Here is a 20,488-nt window from a genome sequence, read left to right as displayed (position 1 = left end):
CGAGGACCTGAATCATGTTGAAAGGCTACGGGGCCGTCATCCTCGATGGCGCATGGTTGACGCTTCAGCTCGCCTTGTCGTCCATGGCCTTGGCCATTGTTCTGGGTCTGATCGGGGTCGCGTTACGCCTGTCGCCGGTGCGCTGGTTGGCCTGGCTGGGTGACTTGTACTCCACGGTGATCCGCGGGATCCCCGACCTGGTGCTGATCCTGCTGATTTTCTACGGCGGCCAGGACCTGCTCAACCGCGTCGCGCCGATGCTGGGCTACGACGACTATATCGACTTGAACCCCTTGGCCGCCGGTATCGGCACCCTGGGTTTCATCTTTGGCGCCTACCTCTCGGAAACCTTCCGTGGCGCCTTCATGGCCATTCCCAAGGGCCAGGCCGAGGCCGGCCTGGCGTATGGCATGAGCAGCTTCCAGGTGTTCTTCCGGGTGATGGTGCCGCAGATGATCCGGCTGGCAATCCCCGGGTTCACCAACAACTGGCTGGTTCTCACCAAGGCCACTGCGCTGATTTCGGTGGTGGGCCTGCAAGACATGATGTTCAAGGCCAAACAGGCGGCAGACGCCACCCGCGAGCCTTTTACCTTCTTCCTCGCGGTGGCGGCGATGTACCTGGTGATCACCAGCGTGTCGTTGCTGGCCCTGCGTCATCTTGAGAAGCGCTACTCGGTAGGCGTAAGGGCGGCTGATCTATGATCTTCGACTACAACGTCATCTGGGAGGCCATGCCGCTGTACCTCGGCGGCCTGGTGACCACCCTCAAACTGCTCGCCATCTCGCTGTTCTTCGGCCTGCTCGCGGCCTTGCCCCTGGGCCTGATGCGCGTGTCCAAGCAGCCGATCGTCAATGGTGCGGCCTGGCTCTATACCTACGTGATTCGCGGCACGCCGATGCTGGTGCAGCTGTTCTTGATCTACTACGGCCTGGCCCAGTTTGACGCCGTGCGCGAAAGCTTCCTGTGGCCGCTGCTGTCCAGCGCCACCTTCTGCGCGTGCCTGGCGTTTGCGATCAACACCAGCGCCTACACCGCCGAGATCATTGCCGGCAGCCTCAAGGCCACGCCCAATGGCGAGATCGAGGCGGCCAAGGCCATGGGTATGTCGCGCTACAAGCTGTATCGCCGCATCCTGCTGCCGTCGGCCCTGCGCCGTGCGCTGCCGCAGTACAGCAACGAAGTGATCATGATGCTGCAGACCACCAGCCTGGCCTCCATCGTCACCCTCATCGACATCACCGGTGCCGCACGCACGGTGAACGCGCAGTTCTACCTGCCGTTCGAAGCCTATATCACCGCCGGCGTGTTCTACCTGTGCCTGACCTTCATCCTGGTGCGCCTGTTCAAGTTGGCCGAGCGCCGCTGGCTGAGCTACCTGGCGCCACGGAAGCACTGATATGGAACGTATCGATCACCGGTTGCCCTGGGGTCACCTGGGCTGCGAGCGCCAACTGAGCGTGTTCCGTTTCGGCAAGGGCGAGCGCAAGGCCTATATCCAGGCTAGCCTGCACGCCGACGAATTGCCCGGCATGCGCGCCGCGTGGGAGCTGAAAAAGCGTCTCGTCGAACTGGAACAGCAAGGTGCGCTCAATGGCGTGATCGAGCTGGTGCCAGTCGCCAATCCGATGGGCCTGGGCCAACTGCTGCAAGGCAGCCACCAGGGGCGTTTCGAGGTGGGCAGTGGCAAGAACTTCAACCGTGATTTTGTCGAGTTGAGCGAGCCGGTTGCCGCGTTGCTCAGCGGCAGGTTGGGTGATGACCCCCACGCCAATGTGCGTTTGATCCGTCAGGCGATGAGCGATGTGCTCCGCGCGTTGCCCGAGCCAAGCAGCCAGTTGCAAGGCATGCAGCGCATCTTGCTGAGCCACGCCTGCACCGCCGATGTGGTGCTCGACCTGCATTGCGACGCCGAAGCCGCACTGCACATGTATGCACTGCCGCAGCACTGGCCGCAGTGGCGTTCGCTGTCGGCGCATTTGAATGTGAAGGTCGGCCTGCTGGCGGAAGACTCCGGCGGCAGTTCGTTTGATGAAGCCTGCTCGCTGCCGTGGCTGCGCTTGTCCCAGGCGTTTCCCGCGGCACAGGTCCCGCTGGCCTGCCTGGCAACGACACTGGAGTTGGGTGGCCAGGCTGACACGGGCCGCGACGAAGCGATCTTCCACGCCGAAGGCATCCTCGCGTTCCTGGCCGAGCAGGGCCTGATCAAGGGCGAATGGCCGGCGCCACTGTACGAGCCGTGCGAAGGCCTGCCGTTTGAAGGCACCGAATTGTTGTTCGCGCCCCATGCCGGGGTGATCAGTTACCTGCGTAAAGCCGGTGATGTGGTCGAAAAAGGCGAGCCGATTTTTGAAGTGATTGACCCCCTGGAAGACCGCGTCAGCACGATCTGCGCGGGCACCTCGGGGGTGCTGTTTGCCGTTGAACGGCTACGTTATGCCCAAGCGGGTTTCTGGCTGGCCAAGGTGGCGGGGCGCGAAGCGCTGCGTCACGGGCGCTTGCTCAACGACTGACCACCTGTTTTTGTGAGAACCGACCGCATGTACAAACTTGAAGTCCAAGACCTGCATAAACGCTATGGCAGTCATGAAGTGCTCAAAGGCGTGTCCCTGGCCGCTGCGGCCGGTGATGTGATCAGCATCATCGGTTCCAGTGGTTCGGGCAAAAGTACCTTTTTGCGCTGCATCAACCTGCTGGAGCAACCCCACGCCGGCAAGATCCTGCTCAACAACGAAGAGTTGAAGCTGGTGGCCAACAAGGACGGCGCCATGAAGGCTGCCGATCCTAAACAGTTGCAGCGCATGCGCTCGCGCCTGTCCATGGTGTTCCAGCATTTCAACCTGTGGTCGCACATGACCGCGCTTGAAAACGTGATGGAAGCGCCGGTGCACGTGCTGGGCATGTCGAAGAAAGACGCCCGTGAAAAAGCCGAACACTACCTGGCCAAGGTCGGCGTGGGCCATCGCAAGGATGCGTTCCCCGGCCACATGTCCGGCGGCGAGCAGCAACGCGTGGCCATCGCCCGCGCCCTGGCGATGGAGCCGGAGGTGATGCTGTTCGACGAACCCACCTCGGCGCTGGACCCGGAACTGGTCGGCGAAGTGCTCAAAGTGATGCAGGACCTGGCCCAGGAAGGCCGCACCATGGTGGTGGTGACCCACGAAATGGGCTTTGCCCGTGAGGTGTCGAACCAGTTGGTGTTCTTGCACAAAGGCATCGTCGAAGAGCGTGGCAACCCGCGGGAAGTGCTGGTGAACCCGCAGTCCGAGCGCCTTCAACAGTTCCTGTCCGGCAGCCTGAAATAATGACCTCCTGTGAATAGGTAACCCCTGTGGGAGGGGGCAAGCCCCCTCCCACATTGGATATGCATCGTTTTTGAGATTTGTACTCGATTACGGGCTAGCATTGGCCCTTGTCTTCATTACTGTTACTGGCTTCGGATAGCACTCCCATGACCGCCCACAAAATTGGTTTCCTGATTTGGCCCAGCACAAAAGCCTTGACGCTTGCGCTGGCTGAGGAGGCCTTGCGCGTTGCCCAGCGGGTGCATCCGGAGGTGGTCTACGAGCTGTCGTTCCTGCAGGCCGAACCTCCCACTGACAATGCCTGGCAACTGCCGGGCGAGCCGTGGGCCGGCAAGCTCGAAGGTTTCCAGAAGCTGTTCCTGCTGGCGGATGAACCACCCACCGTCATTGCCTCGCAACTGAGCACGGCGCTCAAGCAGCTGGTTCGCGCCGGATGTGTGATCGGTGGTCTGTCGGCCGGTGTCTATCCGCTTGCCCAGCTCGGCCTGCTCGACGGCTACCGCGCCGCCGTGCACTGGCGTTGGCAGGATGATTTTGCCGAGCGTTTCCCCAAGGTCATCGCCACCAGCCATCTGTTCGACTGGGACCGCGACCGTCTCACCGCCTGCGGGGGCATGTCAGTGCTCGACCTGCTGCTGGCGGTGCTGGCCCGTGACCACGGCGCCGAACTGGCCGGCGCGGTCTCCGAAGAACTGGTGGTGGAGCGCATCCGCGAAGGCGGCGAGCGCCAACGCATCCCGCTGCAAAACCGCCTGGGCTCCAGCCATCCGAAGCTGACCCAGGCGGTGTTGCTGATGGAAGCCAACATCGAGGAACCGCTGACCACCGACGAAATTGCCCAGCACGTGTGCGTGTCGCGACGACAACTCGAGCGCATCTTCAAGCAATACCTCAACCGCGTCCCCAGCCAGTACTACCTGGAACTGCGCCTGAACAAGGCCCGCCAGATGCTCATGCAAACCAGCAAGTCGATCATCCAGATCGGCCTGTCGTGCGGCTTCTCCTCGGGGCCGCATTTCTCCAGCGCCTACCGCAACTTCTTCGGCGCCACCCCCCGTGAAGACCGCAACCAGCGGCGCAGCAGCAGCCCGTTCGAACTGTCGTCGGTGCCGTCGGAACGCGGCTGAATACAGGCTTCACTCTTCTTCCCGACCCAAGGGTGGGATCAGTGGGTTGCCCTCGGCGTCCTGCCTGGCGGCCTCGACATGGAAAGCAAAGCCTGTACGCCGGTAATACTCCCTGAGCAACGCCAGGCTGTGTGGCGACAACGGGTTGCCGCGCAGGTCTGAATCGCTGTCGAGGGTGTATGAAATTTCCAGGAGAGACGCCGGCAACTGTTCGATGTGGTTGTTGCTCAGGTCCAGGGTGTGCAACACCGACGACTCCTGGAACACCCCTTCGGGGACGTGATGCAGTTGAGCATTGCGCAGGTGCAGTGAGCTCAATTGACGAAGCTGGCTCACATCCGGTGCGTGGCCGAGGGGGTTGTTGCTCAGGTCGATGAACTCGATGTCTTTCAAGTCCTCGAGTGCGCGGGCACTTTGCGGTGAAAGCGCAATGTTGCATTCGGACAGGTCCAGGGAGGACAGCTTGGGCATGTTGAATATCGAGGTGGGCAGGGTTTGCAGTGAGCACTTGTTGAGGGTCAGTGTCTCCAGCTGGGGGAAGCTGCCGAGTGTGCCATCGACCTGGGTCGTGATGCCGTCGCCGATCAGTTCGAAAGTGGACACGTGATTAAAGCGCGCGCGCAGTTGCGGCAGGGCCCCGAGTATTGGGGTATCGAGTATCAAACTGTGGGTCACCTCTTCGTCCAGGCTCTCTTCGTCTTCGATGCTCTCAAAACGCCAGGCTTGCTCGAGCAGGGTCTTGAAATCCTGCCGGATCAACTGTTGTTCGGCGCGTGCCTGTTCATCCATCAGCGTGCCGAGAATCGGGTGATGGGTCGGGACATCCAACACCCATTCGTTGAGGTCGGTGCCCAATTGCCGGTATTCCTCTTCGAGCAGGCTGATTTGGTTGGTAACGGCGTCCATGTCGCCAGGCAGTTTGAAGATGAACCGATGGATTTCGCTGTCGACGAAGGTGGGGTAAAGCTGTTGGATACGTTCGCGCTCGCCAGGGTTGGCTTCTGCCTTGAAGAACTCGCCGGTGCGTTGGCAATAGGTCTTGACCTGTTCCAGCGTCGGCTTGGACAACGGATTTCCCGACAGATCAATGCCTCGCACCGCAGTGTTGGGCAATGTGAAGGCGGCAGGGGGCAGGTTTTCGATCGCATTGTTGCTCAGGTCCACCGTGACGTGCTGATCGCTGCGCAGCAGACCCGCCGGCACCTCGCGCAGACCGGTATTGCGCAACAGCACCCGGCGCAGGCTGGGCAATTGGCTGAAGTCGGGTGTGTGCGCCAAGGGGTTATGGTTCAGGTCCAGGAACGTCAGCTCCTTCATGCCTTCCAGGCCGTGCGCGGATGAGGCCGACAACATGATCGAACATCCGGGCAGGCTCAGGAATTCCAGGTGTTGCAGGCTGAGCAACGAGGCCGGCAGGTCCCCCAACGGTGCGTCCTGTATGGAGAGCGCGTGAACATTGGGAAAGCTGCGCAGGAACTGATCCAGGTGCAGGGGCCGTTGGTTGCCCTGTATGCGAAGCCCGCCGATGTGGTCGAACGTGATGCTCAGTTGCGGCAGTTCGCCTGCCAGGGTGGCGGGAATTTCCAGGGAGCCTACCTGGGTCTGCTGCGGGGTTTCGCGCCGCCAGCTTCGTTCCAGCAGGTCTTTGAGCGCCGCCCTGCGAGCCGTTTCCAGCTCGGGAAGCGCCGGTGCCTGGGCCCAGGCCTGCAACTTGTCCGTCAGTGTCTGGTAGTCGCCTGCCAGCCGTGCCAGCTCACGTCGTCCCGCTTCGATATCGCCGGGCAGGTTGAAGATGAATCGGTTGATCTGCTCTTCGCTGAATTTCGGAAACAACAGCTTGGCGTCGCGCCGGTCGGCCTGCAAGGCGCTGGCCTCGAAGCGGGTGCCGTGCCGCTGGTGATAGGCCTTGATCCTTTCAAGGGTTTCGCGGTTCAACGGGTTGCGCGAGAGGTCGAAGCGCAAGCTGGATTCAGGCGCAAGCTGGAAAATGCCATCTGGCAAGTGGCTGATCCGGTTGTTGCTCAACAGGGCGACTTGCAGCTCCGGATGGCTGAGCACGCCGGCCGGCAGGCGGTCGATATTGGTGCGCGACAAGTCCAGGGCGACCAGGTCAGGCATTGTTTCGACGCTGGGGACAAGACCCAACGGATTGCCGTGCAGGTCCAGCGAGCGCATCTGGTGCATGGCGGCCAACTGCGCCTGGCTTTGCGGGGTGAGGACGATCTGGCAGGTGTTCAGTTGCAGGGCGTTCAGGTCCGGCATCGACGTGATCTCCTGAGGCAGGCCCCGTAGAGGCGTGTTGATGACACTGAGTTGGCGCAGTTTGGGAAAGTGGCCCAGGAACGAGGACACCCCGCGCAAGTTGGCTGATCCGTTGAGGGACAGCAGAGAGACATGATCGAAATTGGCTTGCAGTCGTGGCATCTCGCCCAGGATGTTGCCATTGAGCTTGAGCGTGTGGCCGTCCCGCGCCGGGTCTTCGTAGTAGTTGTCGATCACTGTTTCACGCCGCCAGGCCGCTTTGAGCCGATGAGTCATCGCGGTGCGATTCTGTTTTTCCAGCTGGAGCTCCCACCGGTACAAGGCGTGTCCCGTCACCGGGTGATGGTGAGGGACATCGGCTTGCCAGGCCTGCAAGCCGCTGTCCAGTTGCGCATATTCCTCGGCCAGTTGCGCGAGCTTGGCTGCCGCTCCGCCGGGGTGTGCCTGCCAGTCTTGGATGAGCGCGTGCAACTGGCTGTCGTCCAGGCTTGGGTACAGGCTGCGTGCGCGCTGATGCAGACTCGCCGGACCACCCTCGATGGCGGGTTGGTGGGCGTAGCCGGCATCGTGACCGAGCAGTTGCAGGGTCTCGGTGGCCGGTTCGGGAGTGTCGCCCCCCAGCAGCACGCGCATTTCGTCGCGCGGCGGCGGGCGTTGGCGCAGGCGCTCGCGCAGTTCGTGGCCTTGATGAATGTCGATGTTCAGCTGCTCACGCTGGGCGTCAGGCAGGGCATGGAGAATGGCCGAGTACAGGTCGGTCTCGCCGCACAGGGGGCCTTTTTCGTCGTAGGCCACGTAGCGACCGCTGTCCAGGCGCACCAGGCTGCGGCGGATCGGTGCGTCGTCAGAGCCGACGCTGTGCCAGGCCTCGCCGTCGATGGACTGGTGCAGGGCTTGCAGGTTGATCTCCGTGGACCAGCCTGGCAGCACCCGCAATGCGCTCAAGGCCAGCAGGTCGGTGTCGAGGTTGACCTGTGAGTCCAGGTGCTGCCCTTCGTAGGCGCGGTTCAGGCGGACTTCGGTGAGCGCCGCCTGGGCCAACTGCGCCAGGCGTGGCGGTGTGCGCTGGGCGTGTAGCTCAAGCAGCTCTTCACCGGTGGCCTGGCCCAGCAATCGCTCGGCGACGGTGGCCGGCAAGCCGGGGGCTTCATCGGCCAACTGCCGGGCTTGGGGGTGTTCAGCGTGCTGCAAGGGCCCGTAGCGTGAGTCGAAAAGTGCGACGCGATGCTTGCGGGCGATCCCGGCAAGGGTTTTTCTCAGGTTGCGCGTGCGGGTTTCCAGGCTCAGTTGCGGGTCGCTGGCACGCTCGCCGAATTGTGCGCGGATCTCTTCCGGGGTCAGTGTCTGCAACACGGTCTTGAGCAGATCGCCGTTGCTCAGTTGCGCTTCGTGTATTTGTACCAGCGGCTTGGTCTGGTCGCCAAAGGTCCAGACCACGCGGCCCTGATCATCCAGAAAGCGCAAGCCCCGGGTGTGCGGCCAGGCGCCATTGGCGGTGAGCAATTGCAGCAGTTCCTGGGCGGCGATGCGGTTGTAGAGTGCCGGGTCATCGCTGCTCAGGCGTTCGATCAAGGTGTCCAGTTCCCGCTCGATCCTGAGTCGCGCCAGGGCATCATCCAACAGCGGCGGCAGCGGTTCGCTGTTGTGGTGCATCTTGCGCAGGATGGCTTCGTCGGTACCGCTCAGGGTCATGGCCAGTTGCCGGTCGGCGTCACTGAGGCCTTGCGCACGGTGGCCGAGACGGCCGAGCAAATCCGGGCCTTGCCATTGCAACGGCTGGTCGAGTTCGGTACGCCAGGTGCCCGCCTGGTTATGGATCAGCAGCGGTTGATAGGCGTCGGCCCGGCTCGGGTGCTTGAGCCGGTACTGTCCGTCTCCAGGAGACTTCTGCACGGCGTAAAACGAGCCTTCCAGCGGCAGGATCGATTCCTTGCGCACCGTATGCAGGCCCAGTTCGTCGATGCCCAGGTTCGGCGGCAACTGCAGGTTTTGCGCATAGGGGGCCAGGTCGGGTTTCCAGTAACGGCGGGCACCGCTGGCGAGGGTGACTGGTTTGAAGCGATCGATGAAGGCCAGTGTCTGTGGCGACATCAGCTTGCGCAACTCGGGTACGCCGATCTGCCCACCCGCCGTGAACAATCCCAGTTGAACCGCACTCTCCAGCAGGTTCATCAGGTGTGCGAAGGCCTCGCGGTCAAGTCCTTCAGCCCAGTCGACAATGCCTTCGAACACGTCGTCGAGCAGTTGATAGGCCATGTACGCGAGCATCAATTCCCCCAGCCCCGGAATAAACGGTGCGACCACCAGCAACGCTGCATTCACGATGGATGAAGCGACGTTGACGAAGCTGTCCCACAAGGCCCATCGCGCATTGCGATCCACGGTCGCGGTGGAGACGGCGAGGGTGCGGGCGTCGTTGAGCAACTGGTTGAGCCTGGACTGGTAGAGGTAGTCCCAGGGGGCGATGAGAATCGGGCTGGCGGTGAACTGCAATAACGGATCGTCGGTGGGGTCGGCGCGCCAGGGCGCCAGGCCGCTGCCGTATTCACTGGGATGCCAGGTGATTTTTTCCAGGCGTTGGCCCAGGTCGGCGAAAAACGCGCCGCGGTGCTCGTGGGCGACGAATCGGCTGAAGAACACCTGGTAATCGGCGGCGCGCAGTTGTCGGGTCAGCTCCTGCTTGAAGGCCAGGGGGGAGGGGTACTCCTTGAGCGGATGTTCCGGGTCGTCCGGCACATAGGCCACCATTCGTTGCACCGTGCGGGTGTTTTCGAGGTCCGGAGCGAAGAGCAGGATGCCGGTGAGGGGGGCCTCCATCATGCTGAAGTCATGTATATGCACGGCGCTTGAGCCAAGACGCATGCCGGAAAGCCCGTCGATCAGGCCTTCGATCAACCGTGCATAGTCTTCCTGGATGTCGCCCCGGATCCGCGCCAATTGTACCGCCGCACGCAGAGCGGCTTTTTGGCTGGCGTCGACCTTGGCTTGCAGCACCGCGCCGGCGACCGGGTGGTCGACGCCGAGTTGCTCGCGCAGGTAGCCCATGTAGCGCGCGCCGAGGTCGAGGTCACGACACAGTTGGGCGAACGCCGCGATGGGCAGGCGGCGCTTGATGGCGGGCAATGTGTCGAACTGGCCGTTGGCATCGGGTTGAGTGATGTAGGTGGAGTCCGGCTCATAGGCATCCGCCAGGGTCTCTTTGTGTTCGAAGTTATGCAGTGCGGCGTCCAGCAGGGACACGGTCCAGGCGCGCGCCCCGCCGGAACGTACCGTAAACCAGGGGATGGTCTGGGGGATGTAGAGGCGGATAAACGTGGTTTCCACATCCAGTTCAAGGCCGGATTGACGTTTCAAGGCGTCTTTGAGCAAGGGGATGGAGTAGGTCCTGGCGTCCTGGAGGTCCTTGAGGGCCAGGTCGACGCGGTTCTGTGCGTGCCAGTGGGCACCATTGAGCTGCCTGAGGGTTGCCTGTTGCGCAGCGTCGGTGGCGGGCAGGGGCAGGGGCGTGGCGTTTTTGAGGGCGGAGCGCTTGCTGGCGGACGCGTTGCCGAGCCAGGCCGGCAGTGCGCGGGTCAAGGGTTCGTAGTGGCGATCGGGATGGCTGCTTTGGGTGATTGCGGGTGCAGGGGGCGTTGGGGTCGTCATGCTCACATCCATGGAGGGCTTGAAAACCACGAGTTAATCAGTCACCTGCGCGCACCGGCCTTTAGATAGTTATGCCGAGCGTGCGCGCAGGTCTCACGTAATTGTGCGACAGCGTTTAAACTGCGCCATTGCGATGCTATTTGTCGCATTGGCGTAAACCCACGTAAAACGCGGGTTGGCGCTATAAGAAGTTGTCGCTTGGCGACAAGGCCCTACTGAAAACTGTCCTTACAATCCCTGCATCGCCCGCCAGTTCCAGGCAGGCGTTCCTCTTCAGGAGACTCCGATGTCCGTTGAGCAAGCCCCGGTGCAACGTGCCGATTTCGACCAGGTCATGGTTCCCAACTACGCACCTGCCGCCTTCATCCCCGTGCGTGGCGCAGGTTCCCGCGTGTGGGACCAGGCCGGTCGTGAGCTGATCGACTTTGCCGGCGGCATCGCGGTCAACGTATTGGGCCATGCCCATCCGGCGCTGGTTGGCGCGCTGACCGAACAGGCCAACAAGCTGTGGCACGTATCCAACGTGTTCACCAATGAGCCGGCGCTGCGCCTGGCGCATAAGCTGATCGACGCCACCTTTGCCGAGCGCGTGTTCTTCTGCAACTCCGGCGCCGAAGCCAACGAGGCCGCGTTCAAGCTGGCCCGTCGCGTCGCGTTCGACCGTTTCGGCACCGAGAAGTACGAGATCATCGCCGCGCTGAACAGCTTCCACGGCCGCACCCTGTTCACCGTCAACGTCGGTGGCCAGTCCAAGTACTCCGATGGCTTCGGGCCTAAAATCACCGGCATCACCCACGTTCCTTATAACGACCTGGCTGCGCTGAAAGCCGCCGTGTCGGACAAGACCTGCGCTGTGGTGCTGGAGCCGATCCAGGGCGAAGGCGGCGTACTGCCGGCCGAACTGGCCTACCTGCAAGGCGCCCGCGAGCTGTGCGACGCGAATAACGCCTTGCTGGTCTTTGACGAAGTACAGACCGGCATGGGCCGCAGCGGTCACCTGTTCGCCTACCAGCACTACGGCGTGACGCCGGACATCCTCACCAGCGCCAAGAGCCTGGGCGGCGGTTTCCCGATTGCGGCCATGCTCACCCGTGAAGACCTGGCCAAGCACCTGGTGGTCGGTACCCACGGCACCACCTACGGCGGCAACCCGCTGGCGTGCGCGGTGGCCGAGGCGGTGATCGACGTGATCAACACCCCTGAAGTGCTGGCTGGCGTGAACGCCAAGCACGACCTGTTCAAGGCGCGCCTGGAGCAGATCGGCAAGCAATACGGGATCTTCACCGAAGTGCGCGGCATGGGCCTGTTGCTCGGTTGCGTGTTGAGCGATGCGTTCAAAGGCAAGGCCAAGGACGTGTTCAACGCGGCCGAGAAGGAAAACCTGATGATCCTGCAAGCCGGCCCGGACGTGGTGCGTTTTGCGCCGAGCCTGGTGGTGGAAGACGCGGATATCCAGGAAGGCCTGGACCGTTTTGAACGTGCAGTGAAAACGCTGACTCAAGCCTGATACACACTTATTTGCCGGACCGTGTCATGTGGGAGGGGGCTTGCCCCCGATAGCGATGGGTCAGCCACCTGATTTATCAACTGACAGACTGCTATCGGGGGCAAGCCCCCTCCCACATTTGACCTGTGTTGAATCAGGAACTGTCCGGTATTTTTTCCTATGAGTTTTTCGAGTTAAGGAGTGACACCATGCTGGTGATGCGCCCCGCGCAAATGGCTGATCTGGGCGAGGTACAGCGTCTGGCTGCGGACAGCCCGATTGGTGTCACCTCCTTGCCGGACGACGTGGAACGCCTGAGCGACAAGATCGCCGCGAGCGAAGCGTCCTTCGCCGCCGAGGTGAGCTTCAACGGTGAAGAAAGCTATTTCTTCGTGCTCGAAGACACCGAGACCGGCAAGCTCGCCGGTTGCTCGGCCATTGTCGCGTCGGCCGGTTACTCCGAGCCGTTCTACAGCTTCCGTAACGAGACCTTCGTGCACGCCTCCCGCGAGCTGAAGATCCACAACAAGATCCACGTGCTTTCCCAGTGCCACGACCTTACCGGCAACAGCCTGCTCACCAGTTTCTACGTGGTGCCCGAGCTGGTCGGTTCGCCGTGGTCGGAACTCAATTCCCGTGGCCGCCTGCTGTTCGTCGCCAGCCACCCCGAGCGCTTTGCCGACTCGGTGGTGACCGAGATCGTCGGCTACAGCGACGAGAACGGTGACTCGCCGTTCTGGGACGCCATCGGCCGCAACTTCTTCGACCTCAATTACGCCGCCGCCGAGCGTCTGTGCGGGCTGAAAAGCCGCACTTTCCTCGCCGAGCTGATGCCGCATTACCCGATCTACGTGCCGCTGCTGCCGGACGAAGCCCAGGAAGCCATGGGCCAGGTGCACCCGCGTGCGCAGATCACCTTCGACATCCTGATGCGCGAAGGCTTCGAGACCGACCACTACATCGACATCTTCGACGGCGGCCCGACGCTGCACGCACGGGTATCGGGCATTCGCTCGATCGCCCAGAGCCGCGTGGTGCCGGTGAAGATCGGCGAGATGGTCAAGGGCGTCGGCCGCCAGTACCTGGTGAGCAACGCGCAATTGCAGGACTACCGTGCGGTGATGCTGGAGCTGGACTACGCGCCGGGTAAACCGGTGACGTTGGACCTGGCAGCGGCCGAGGCCTTGGGTGTTGGCGAAGGCGCGAGCGTGCGCCTGGTTGCGGTTTAAAAAGAGAGTTTCGCGGGTGGCTGACAACAGCGGCCCGTTCGAGGAGATAGCATGATCGTTCGTCCCGTACGCAGCAGCGATTTACCGGCCCTGATTGATCTGGCGCGCAGCACCGGCACCGGCCTCACCACCTTGCCGGCCAACGAAGAGCGCCTGACCCACCGCGTGGGCTGGGCGGAAAAAACCTTTCGCGGCGACGCCGGGCGGGGCGATGCCGACTACCTGTTCGTGCTGGAAAACGACGAAGGCCGTGTGGTGGGCATTTCCGCCATTGCCGGTGCCGTCGGCCTGCGTGAGCCCTGGTACAACTTCCGGGTCGGGCTGACCGTCAGCGCTTCCCAGGAGCTGAACATCTATCGCGAAATTCCGACGCTGTTCCTGGCCAACGACCTCACCGGCAATTCCGAACTGTGCTCGTTGTTCCTGCACGCCGATTACCGCAGCGGCCTCAACGGTCGCATGTTGGCCAAGGCGCGCCTGCTGTTCATCGCGGAATTCCCGCAGCTGTTCGGCAACAAGATCATCGCCGAGATGCGCGGGGTGTCCAACGACGCCGGGCGTTCGCCATTCTGGGAAAGCCTGGGTCGCCACTTCTTCAAGATGGAGTTCAGCCAGGCCGACTACCTGACCGGCGTGGGCAACAAGGCATTCATCGCCGAGCTGATGCCGAAGTTTCCGCTGTACAGCTGCTTCCTCTCCGAAGATGCGCGCAACGTGATCGGCAAGGTCCACCCGGACACCGAACCGGCGCTGAGCATGCTCAAGAGCGAAGGCTTCAGCTACCAGGGCTATGTCGACATCTTCGACGCGGGACCTGCGGTGGAGTGTGAGACCCAGAAGATCCGTGCCGTTCGCGACAGCCAGACACTGGTCTTGGCGATCGGCACCCCAGGTGACGACGCCACGCCGTTCCTGATCCATAACCGCAAACGCGAAGATTGCCGCATCACCGCTGCCCCGGCCCGCATGGCAGCCGGAACCCTGGTGGTCGACCCACAGACCGCCAAGCGTCTGCGCTTGGTGGTGGGTGATCAAGTGCGTGCCGTACCGTTGTCCGCTGCTCGGGAGTTGAAATAATGAATTCGCTGTATATCGCAGGTAGCTGGCTGGCTGGCCAGGGTGAGCTGTTTGAGTCGCGCAACCCGGTGACCCAACAGGTGCTGTGGGCCGGCAATGGCGCCACCGCCGAGCAGGTCGAATCCGCCGTACAGGCCGCGCGCCAGGCATTCCCGGCCTGGGCCAGGCGCCCGCTGGAAGAGCGCATCCACGTGCTGGAAACCTTCGCCGCCACCCTGAAACGTCGCGCCGACGAAATCGCCCGCTGCATCGGCGAGGAAACCGGCAAGCCGCTGTGGGAGTCGGCCACCGAAGTCACCAGCATGGCCAACAAGATCGCCATCTCGGTACAAAGCTACCGCGAGCGCACCGGCGAGAAGAGCGGCCCGCTGGGCGATGCCACCGCCGTATTGCGTCACAAACCCCACGGTGTGGTGGCGGTGTTCGGGCCTTACAACTTCCCTGGTCACCTGCCGAACGGGCATATCGTCCCGGCCTTGCTGGCGGGTAACACCGTGCTGTTCAAACCGAGCGAGCTGACCCCTAAAGTCGCTGAGCTGACCGTGCAGTGCTGGATCGAAGCCGGCCTGCCGGCGGGCGTGCTGAACCTGCTGCAAGGCGCGCGGGAAACCGGCATCGCCCTGGCGGCCAACCCCGGCATCGACGGGTTGTTCTTCACCGGCTCCAGCCGCACCGGCAATCATCTGCACCAGCAGTTCTCCGGGCGCCCGGACAAAATCCTGGCCCTGGAAATGGGCGGCAATAACCCGCTGGTGGTCGACGAAGTGGCCGACGTGGATGCGGCGGTCTACACCATCATCCAGTCAGCGTTTATCTCGGCTGGCCAGCGTTGCACCTGTGCCCGTCGCCTGTTGGTGCCGGAAGGCGCCTGGGGCGATACGTTGCTGGCGCGTCTGGTGGCGGTCAGCGCGACGATCGAAGTCGGTGCGTTCGACCAGCAACCGGCGCCGTTCATGGGCTCGGTGATTTCCCTTGGCGCCGCCAAAGCCTTGATGGACGCCCAGGAATTGATGTTGGCCAATGGCGCCGTAGCGCTGCTGGAGATGACCCAGCCACAGGACCAGGCCGCGTTGCTCACGCCGGGCATCATCGACGTGACCGGTGTGACCGAGCGCGAAGACGAGGAGCTGTTCGGCCCCTTGTTGCAGGTGATCCGCTACGCTGACTTCGAAGCGGCGATTGCCGAGGCCAACAACACCCAATACGGCCTGGCCGCGGGCTTGTTGTCGGATTCCGAAGCGCGTTACCAGCAGTTCTGGCTGGAAAGCCGCGCCGGTATCGTCAACTGGAACAAACAGCTGACCGGCGCCGCGAGCACCGCACCGTTCGGCGGGGTAGGGGCGTCGGGTAATCATCGTGCCAGTGCCTACTACGCGGCGGATTATTGTGCGTACCCGGTGGCCTCGCTTGAGACCCCGAGCCTGGTGGTGCCTGCCACGCTGACCCCCGGCATCACACTGATCTGAATGTGGGAGGGGGCTTGCCCCCCATTTTGATCTCTGTAGTACTGAAGATTGCCTATAAAAACAGATGTTCGTGGAGCCTCGCCGATGAAATCCTATGAAGTCAATTTTGACGGTCTAGTGGGGCCGACCCATAACTACGGCGGTTTGTCCTTCGGCAACGTCGCGTCCCAGAGCAACAGCCAGCAGCATTCCAACCCGAAGGAAGCGGCATTGCAGGGCCTGCAGAAAATGAAAGCCCTGATGGACATGGGCTTTGTACAAGGTGTGTTGGCGCCCCAGGAACGTCCTGACGTGGCCGCCTTGCGCAACCTGGGTTTTAGCGGCACCGACGCGCAAGTGATCCAGCAGGCGGCCAAAGACGCTATGCCGTTGCTGGTCGCGAGTTGCTCCGCGTCGAGCATGTGGGTGGCCAACGCCGCCACCGTCAGCCCGAGTGCCGATACGGCGGATGGTCGCGTGCATTTCACTGCCGCCAACCTCAATTGCAAGTACCACCGCAGCATCGAACACCCGACCACCAGTCGTGTGCTGGGGGCGATGTTTGCCGATCAGAAGCACTTCGCCCACCACGCCGCGTTGCCTGCCGTGGCGCAGTTTGGCGATGAAGGTGCGGCTAACCACACGCGTTTCTGCCGTGAGTACGCAGAGGCGGGCGTCGAGTTTTTCGTGTTTGGTCGCAGCGCGTTCGACCCTCGCTACCCGGCGCCCCAGAAGTACCCGGCGCGCCAGACCCTCGAAGCCTCCCAGGCCGTCGCGCGCTTGCACGGTTTGAAGGATGACGGCGTGGTCTACGCCCAGCAGAACCCGGCGGTGATCGATGCCGGCGTGTTCCACAACGACGTGATCGCGGTGGGTAACGGCGAAGTGCTGTTCTACCACGAGGACGCATTCCTCAATACCGAACAGATGCTCGGCGAGCTGCAAGGCAAACTGGCCAGGCTGGGCGGCAACTTCCAGTCGGTGTGCGTGCCCCGCGCCCAGGTCAGTGTCGAGGACGCGGTGCGTTCCTACCTGTTCAACAGCCAGCTGCTGAGCCGCGCCGATGGTTCGATGCTGCTGATCGTGCCGGAAGAATGCCGCGCCAACGAACGCGTCTGGCAGTACCTGCAAAACCTGACCGCTGCCGGCGGCCTGATCCGCGAAGTGAAGGTGTTCGACCTCAAGCAAAGCATGCAGAACGGCGGTGGCCCGGCGTGCCTGCGGTTGCGCGTGGCCTTGAACGAAACGGAGCTGGCGGCGGTGAATCCAGGCGTTATCATGACCGCGCCGTTGTACGACACCCTGACCCAGTGGGTCGGCAAGCACTACCGTGACAGCCTGCGCGAAAGCGACCTGGCTGATCCACAATTGCTGCTTGAGTGCCGGACGGCACTGGATGAACTGACGCAAATCCTTAAACTGGGCGCGGTTTATCCTTTCCAGATCAATTAACGCCGTACGGCTGAGAACTATCTATTATGACCACCGACACCCTGAAACTGATTCTTGAAGACACCGACGGCACCCAGCTGGAAACTTCCTGCACCCGCGTCGCCGTGGTCTGGCAGGGCAAGGAAATCTGGATCCAGCACGACGGCCGTGGCCAATTGCTGATCGGCGTGGACGTGGAAGAGGGCGACGCCGAATACGCCAACCTGCTGATGCGCCCGCTGGCCACCAACCTGATGAGCCTGCAACTGGAAATGGAACCGGCCGATGTTGAAGGTGATGACGACGATCACGTCCATGGCCCAGGCTGCAACCACTAAGGAAGCTGCGTATGCTCGCCCTTGGCAAACTGCTTGAACTGACCCTCGCCGGTCGTGAACCGGCGCAAAAAATTCAACTGACTGTCGACGGCGTGCAGATGCGCTGGCTCAGCGAGGGCGCACTTGAAGTGCGCCCGCCTGAAGCGAAGGACAACGGCAGCGACCTGCTGCTGTCGTCCGGCATCCATGGCAACGAAACCGCGCCGATCGAACTGCTCGACCGCCTGTTGCATGGCATTGCCCGTGGGGAGATCAAGCCCCGTACCCGTATTCTGTTCCTGTTCGGCAACCCCGAGGCCATGCGCCGCGGCGAGCGTTACCTCGAACTGGACGTCAACCGGCTGTTCAACGGCCGGCATGAAAAAAACATCGGCCCGGAGGCCATGCGCGCCGCCGAGCTGGAGCAACTGGCCCGCAGCTTTTTCAGCCTGCCGGGCCGCTCACGCCTGCATTACGACCTGCACACGGCTATTCGTGGTTCGAAGATCGAGCAGTTTGCCCTGTACCCGTGGAAAGAAGGTCGCCAGCATTCACGCCATGAGCTGGCGCGCCTGAACGCTGCCGGCATGCAAGCAGTGTTGCTGCAGAACAAGACGTCGATTACCTTCACCGCGTTTACCTACGAACAACTCGATGCCGAGGCGTTCACCCTGGAATTGGGCAAGGCGCGGCCGTTCGGGCAAAACCAGGGCGTGGACGTGTCCCGCCTGGAAACACGCCTCAAGCAAATCATCGAAGGCACCGAGCCGACGACTGACAGCCTCGACGGCCTGCAGTTGTTTGCCGTCTCCCGTGAAGTCATCAAGCACAGCGACGCCTTCCTGCTGCACCTGCCAGCAGACGTGGAAAACTTCTCGCCGTTGGCCCAGGGCTACCTGCTGGCCGAAGACGTGGCCAAGACCCGCTGGGTGATCGAGGAGGAGGGCGCGCGCATTATCTTCCCCAACCCGAAGGTGAAGAATGGTCTGCGGGCGGGGATATTGATTGTGCCGACGACGGACGTCGGCTTGGCCTGAAGCTCAAACCCTCATCCGATCCAAATGTGGGAGGGGGCTTGCCCCCGATGAGGATGTCTCAGTCACTGTATGTGTTTCTGATCCGCCGCCATCGGGGGCAAGCCCCCTCCCACATTTTGCTTTGCCGTGCTGCTTAGACTGCTACCGCGCGTGGCTCGCTACGGCGAATCGCGCGGACCTTGTGCAAAGTGTCGGCGCACGTACGTGCAGCTTCCTGGCCCTTGTGCACGAAGTGCTCGTAGAAGAAGGTCTGGTGTTCGCTGCCGGCGTGGAAGTGATGCGGGGTCAGGGACACCGAGAACACCGGCACTTCGGTTTCCAGCTGCACCTGCATCAGGCCGCTGACCACCGATTGGGCGACGAATTCGTGGCGGTAGATGCCACCGTCCACCACCAGCGCGGCGGCGACGATACCGGCGTAACGGCCGGTCTTGGCCAGCAGCTTGGCGTGCAGCGGCATTTCAAAGGCGCCGCCGACTTCGAAGAAGTCGATATCCGATTCCTGGTAGCCCTGGGCGATGATCTCGGCGAGGAAGCCTTTACGGCTCTGGTCGACAATTTCCTTGTGCCAGCAAGCCTGGATAAACGCGATACGTTCGCCGTGATGGTGCTTGGCTTTGCTGTCGATTGCGGTGGGTTGCATGTTCTGACTCCTGTTTAAGAAAAAAACAGGGCGTTATGAATCGAATGGGATTTAAGGGTACGCAAGCACACATCGTGCGCGGCCCTCAGGTGCCAATCCCGTTCTCTCTTCATCCGGACTATGACCGTCGGCCCCGGGATCACACCGGGTCTGCTGACCTTGTCGCCGTCCTGCGTGAGCAGTTCGAGGCGCCAAGCGCTCGCGGGCTATACACATTGCGTGTAATTACCGCCGGTGGGGAATTGCACCCCGCCCTGAGAACGTTGCCGCCAGAACCCTGGCGGCGGAGAGTTTTTAACACGGTTTTTCGAAAACTGCACGACCGCGATATCGATAAGCTATATCGGTTTGTTTGGTTGGTATTCGATTGAATTCAGTTGGGGCTTGATATTGTGTGGCGTTGCCCGCAGTAATCACTCACAAAAGGACCTTACTGAACCCTCAAGAGGCTTGTTTCATGTCTGTGATCGACCTGCGCAGCGACACCGTGACCCAACCTACCCCCGGCATGCTCGATGCGATGGCCACCGCCGCCAGCGGTGACGACGTGTATGGCGAAGACCCCAGCGTCAACCGGCTGGAGGCCGAACTGGCCAAGCGCCTGGGCTTCGCCGCTGCGTTGTTCGTGCCCACCGGCACCATGAGCAATCTGCTGGCGTTGATGGCCCACTGTGAGCGCGGCGAGGAATACATCGTCGGCCAACAGGCCCACACCTACAAATACGAAGGTGGCGGCGCAGCCGTGCTTGGTTCGATCCAGCCGCAGCCACTGGACGTGCAGGCGGACGGCTCTCTGGACCTGGACCAGGTGCTGGCGGCAATCAAGCCTGACGACTTCCACTTTGCTCGTACCCGTCTGTTGGCGCTGGAAAACACCATGCAGGGCAAGGTGCTGCCGCTGGAGTACCTGGCCAAAGCCCGCGCGTTTACCCGGGAGCATGGCCTGGCCCTGCATTTGGATGGCGCACGGCTCTACAACGCAGCGGTGAAGCAGGGGGTGGACGCACGGGAGATCGCCCGGCATTTCGATTCTGTGTCGGTGTGCCTGTCCAAGGGCCTCGGCGCGCCGGTCGGCTCGGTGCTGTGCGGTTCCACGGCGCTGATCGCCAAGGCCCGGCGTTTGCGCAAGATGGTCGGCGGCGGCATGCGCCAGGCCGGATCCCTGGCAGCAGCGGGGCTGTACGCTCTGGATCACCAGGTGCAGCGCCTGGCCGACGACCACGCCAATGCGCAATGGCTGGGGGATGAATTGCGCAAGGTGGGTTACGAGGTGGAGCCGGTGCAGACCAACATGGTCTATGTGCAGATCGGCGACCAGGCCCAGGCCTTGAAGGCGTTTGCCGCCGAACGCGGGATCAAGCTGAGCGCCGCGCCACGCTTGCGCATGGTCACTCATTTGGATGTGAGCCGGGCGCAGGTCGAGCAAGTGCTCGCGACATTCGTCGAATTTTCGCGCAAATGACTGTGCAGACCGTCTAATTGAG

Annotated in this window: 15 protein-coding genes and 1 riboswitch; of the genes, 13 read left to right on the top strand and 2 right to left on the bottom strand. The window is 62.3% G+C overall.

All coding sequences use genetic code 11. The features are described from left to right. The first annotated feature begins 14 nt into the window (after window positions 1-14). The 5 genes from LUU92_RS22215 to LUU92_RS22195 all read left to right on the top strand — a co-directional run bounded on the left by LUU92_RS22215 (window position 15) and on the right by LUU92_RS22195 (window position 4,432). Window positions 15-704 carry an ABC transporter permease gene (locus LUU92_RS22215; RefSeq protein WP_010208305.1) on the top strand — a complete coding sequence of 230 codons (690 nt, stop codon included), beginning with the start codon at window positions 15-17 and terminating at the stop codon, window positions 702-704. Continuing rightward, window positions 701-1,399 carry an ABC transporter permease gene (locus LUU92_RS22210; protein WP_058426872.1) on the top strand — a complete coding sequence of 233 codons (699 nt, stop codon included), beginning with the start codon at window positions 701-703 and terminating at the stop codon, window positions 1,397-1,399. The genes LUU92_RS22215 and LUU92_RS22210 overlap by 4 nt, the downstream gene beginning before the upstream one ends. Before the next feature lies 1 nt (window position 1,400). After that, window positions 1,401-2,513, top strand: a complete 1,113-nt coding sequence (locus tag LUU92_RS22205) for a succinylglutamate desuccinylase/aspartoacylase family protein (RefSeq protein WP_257102653.1) — start codon at window positions 1,401-1,403, stop codon at window positions 2,511-2,513. A gap of 27 nt (window positions 2,514-2,540) precedes the next feature. Beyond that, window positions 2,541-3,305 carry an ABC transporter ATP-binding protein gene (locus LUU92_RS22200; RefSeq protein ID WP_003214336.1) on the top strand — a complete coding sequence of 255 codons (765 nt, stop codon included), beginning with the start codon at window positions 2,541-2,543 and terminating at the stop codon, window positions 3,303-3,305. 146 nt (window positions 3,306-3,451) lie between these two features. Continuing rightward, on the top strand, window positions 3,452-4,432 hold the full coding sequence (locus LUU92_RS22195; protein ID WP_071490552.1) for a GlxA family transcriptional regulator: 981 nt from the start codon (window positions 3,452-3,454) through the stop codon (window positions 4,430-4,432). Between the two features lie 9 nt (window positions 4,433-4,441). Here the strand turns inward: LUU92_RS22195 and LUU92_RS22190 are convergent, their stop codons facing one another. Then, window positions 4,442-10,339 carry a dermonecrotic toxin domain-containing protein gene (locus tag LUU92_RS22190; protein ID WP_257102652.1) on the bottom strand — a complete coding sequence of 1,966 codons (5,898 nt, stop codon included), beginning with the start codon at window positions 10,337-10,339 and terminating at the stop codon, window positions 4,442-4,444. A gap of 286 nt (window positions 10,340-10,625) precedes the next feature. Between LUU92_RS22190 and LUU92_RS22185 the strand changes: the two genes are divergently transcribed. The 7 genes from LUU92_RS22185 (at window position 10,626) to astE (ending at window position 18,361) form a co-directional block, all read left to right on the top strand. Continuing rightward, window positions 10,626-11,846 (top strand): aspartate aminotransferase family protein, encoded by a 1,221-nt coding sequence (locus LUU92_RS22185; protein ID WP_071490550.1) that lies wholly within the window; start codon window positions 10,626-10,628, stop codon window positions 11,844-11,846. A 188-nt stretch (window positions 11,847-12,034) separates the two neighbouring features. Next, the gene (aruF, locus tag LUU92_RS22180; protein WP_003175655.1) at window positions 12,035-13,054 is read left to right on the top strand and encodes an arginine/ornithine succinyltransferase subunit alpha; all 1,020 of its coding nucleotides are present in this window, start codon (window positions 12,035-12,037) and stop codon (window positions 13,052-13,054) included. Window positions 13,055-13,105: 51 nt separating this feature from the next. Continuing rightward, complete coding sequence (astA, locus tag LUU92_RS22175) at window positions 13,106-14,131, top strand: arginine N-succinyltransferase subunit beta (RefSeq protein WP_222540293.1); 1,026 nt, start codon at window positions 13,106-13,108, stop codon at window positions 14,129-14,131. Next, window positions 14,128-15,597 carry a succinylglutamate-semialdehyde dehydrogenase gene (gene astD, locus LUU92_RS22170; RefSeq protein ID WP_162276407.1) on the top strand — a complete coding sequence of 490 codons (1,470 nt, stop codon included), beginning with the start codon at window positions 14,128-14,130 and terminating at the stop codon, window positions 15,595-15,597. The genes astA and astD overlap by 4 nt, the downstream gene beginning before the upstream one ends. Window positions 15,598-15,681: 84 nt before the next feature. Next, window positions 15,682-17,028 carry an N-succinylarginine dihydrolase gene (gene astB / locus LUU92_RS22165; protein WP_257102651.1) on the top strand — a complete coding sequence of 449 codons (1,347 nt, stop codon included), beginning with the start codon at window positions 15,682-15,684 and terminating at the stop codon, window positions 17,026-17,028. Between the two features lie 26 nt (window positions 17,029-17,054). Beyond that, window positions 17,055-17,345, top strand: a complete 291-nt coding sequence (locus LUU92_RS22160; RefSeq protein WP_003214319.1) for a hypothetical protein — start codon at window positions 17,055-17,057, stop codon at window positions 17,343-17,345. Window positions 17,346-17,356: 11 nt separating this feature from the next. After that, window positions 17,357-18,361 carry a succinylglutamate desuccinylase gene (gene astE, locus LUU92_RS22155; RefSeq protein WP_257102650.1) on the top strand — a complete coding sequence of 335 codons (1,005 nt, stop codon included), beginning with the start codon at window positions 17,357-17,359 and terminating at the stop codon, window positions 18,359-18,361. A gap of 133 nt (window positions 18,362-18,494) precedes the next feature. Here the strand turns inward: astE and LUU92_RS22150 are convergent, their stop codons facing one another. After that, window positions 18,495-19,004, bottom strand: a complete 510-nt coding sequence (locus LUU92_RS22150; protein WP_071490545.1) for a 6,7-dimethyl-8-ribityllumazine synthase — start codon at window positions 19,002-19,004, stop codon at window positions 18,495-18,497. A 96-nt stretch (window positions 19,005-19,100) separates the two neighbouring features. Beyond that, window positions 19,101-19,270, bottom strand: a riboswitch (FMN riboswitch). Between the two features lie 191 nt (window positions 19,271-19,461). On the opposite strand from LUU92_RS22150, the gene ltaE reads away from it, so the two are divergent. Further along, complete coding sequence (gene ltaE, locus LUU92_RS22145) at window positions 19,462-20,466, top strand: low-specificity L-threonine aldolase (protein WP_257102649.1); 1,005 nt, start codon at window positions 19,462-19,464, stop codon at window positions 20,464-20,466. Window positions 20,467-20,488 lie beyond the last annotated feature (22 nt).

Source organism: Pseudomonas extremorientalis (assembly GCF_024584605.1).
Lineage (GTDB): Bacteria > Pseudomonadota > Gammaproteobacteria > Pseudomonadales > Pseudomonadaceae > Aquipseudomonas > Aquipseudomonas extremorientalis.
The sequence above is the reverse complement of the archived record's forward strand: the minus strand, read 5'-3'. Positions and strand labels throughout refer to the sequence as shown.

Excerpts from the sequence above, each read along its gene's own strand:
- LUU92_RS22215 (WP_010208305.1), top strand. The coding sequence starts at position 15 with ATGTTGAAAGGCTACGGGGCCGTCATCCTCGATGGCGCATGGTTGACG.
- LUU92_RS22210 (WP_058426872.1), top strand. The coding sequence starts at position 701 with ATGATCTTCGACTACAACGTCATCTGGGAGGCCATGCCGCTGTACCTC.
- LUU92_RS22205 (WP_257102653.1), top strand. The coding sequence starts at position 1,401 with ATGGAACGTATCGATCACCGGTTGCCCTGGGGTCACCTGGGCTGCGAG.
- LUU92_RS22200 (WP_003214336.1), top strand. The coding sequence starts at position 2,541 with ATGTACAAACTTGAAGTCCAAGACCTGCATAAACGCTATGGCAGTCAT.
- LUU92_RS22195 (WP_071490552.1), top strand. The coding sequence starts at position 3,452 with ATGACCGCCCACAAAATTGGTTTCCTGATTTGGCCCAGCACAAAAGCC.
- LUU92_RS22190 (WP_257102652.1), bottom strand. The coding sequence starts at position 10,339 with ATGACGACCCCAACGCCCCCTGCACCCGCAATCACCCAAAGCAGCCAT.
- LUU92_RS22185 (WP_071490550.1), top strand. The coding sequence starts at position 10,626 with ATGTCCGTTGAGCAAGCCCCGGTGCAACGTGCCGATTTCGACCAGGTC.
- aruF (WP_003175655.1), top strand. The coding sequence starts at position 12,035 with ATGCTGGTGATGCGCCCCGCGCAAATGGCTGATCTGGGCGAGGTACAG.
- astA (WP_222540293.1), top strand. The coding sequence starts at position 13,106 with ATGATCGTTCGTCCCGTACGCAGCAGCGATTTACCGGCCCTGATTGAT.
- astB (WP_257102651.1), top strand. The coding sequence starts at position 15,682 with ATGAAATCCTATGAAGTCAATTTTGACGGTCTAGTGGGGCCGACCCAT.
- LUU92_RS22160 (WP_003214319.1), top strand. The coding sequence starts at position 17,055 with ATGACCACCGACACCCTGAAACTGATTCTTGAAGACACCGACGGCACC.
- astE (WP_257102650.1), top strand. The coding sequence starts at position 17,357 with ATGCTCGCCCTTGGCAAACTGCTTGAACTGACCCTCGCCGGTCGTGAA.
- LUU92_RS22150 (WP_071490545.1), bottom strand. The coding sequence starts at position 19,004 with ATGCAACCCACCGCAATCGACAGCAAAGCCAAGCACCATCACGGCGAA.
- ltaE (WP_257102649.1), top strand. The coding sequence starts at position 19,462 with ATGTCTGTGATCGACCTGCGCAGCGACACCGTGACCCAACCTACCCCC.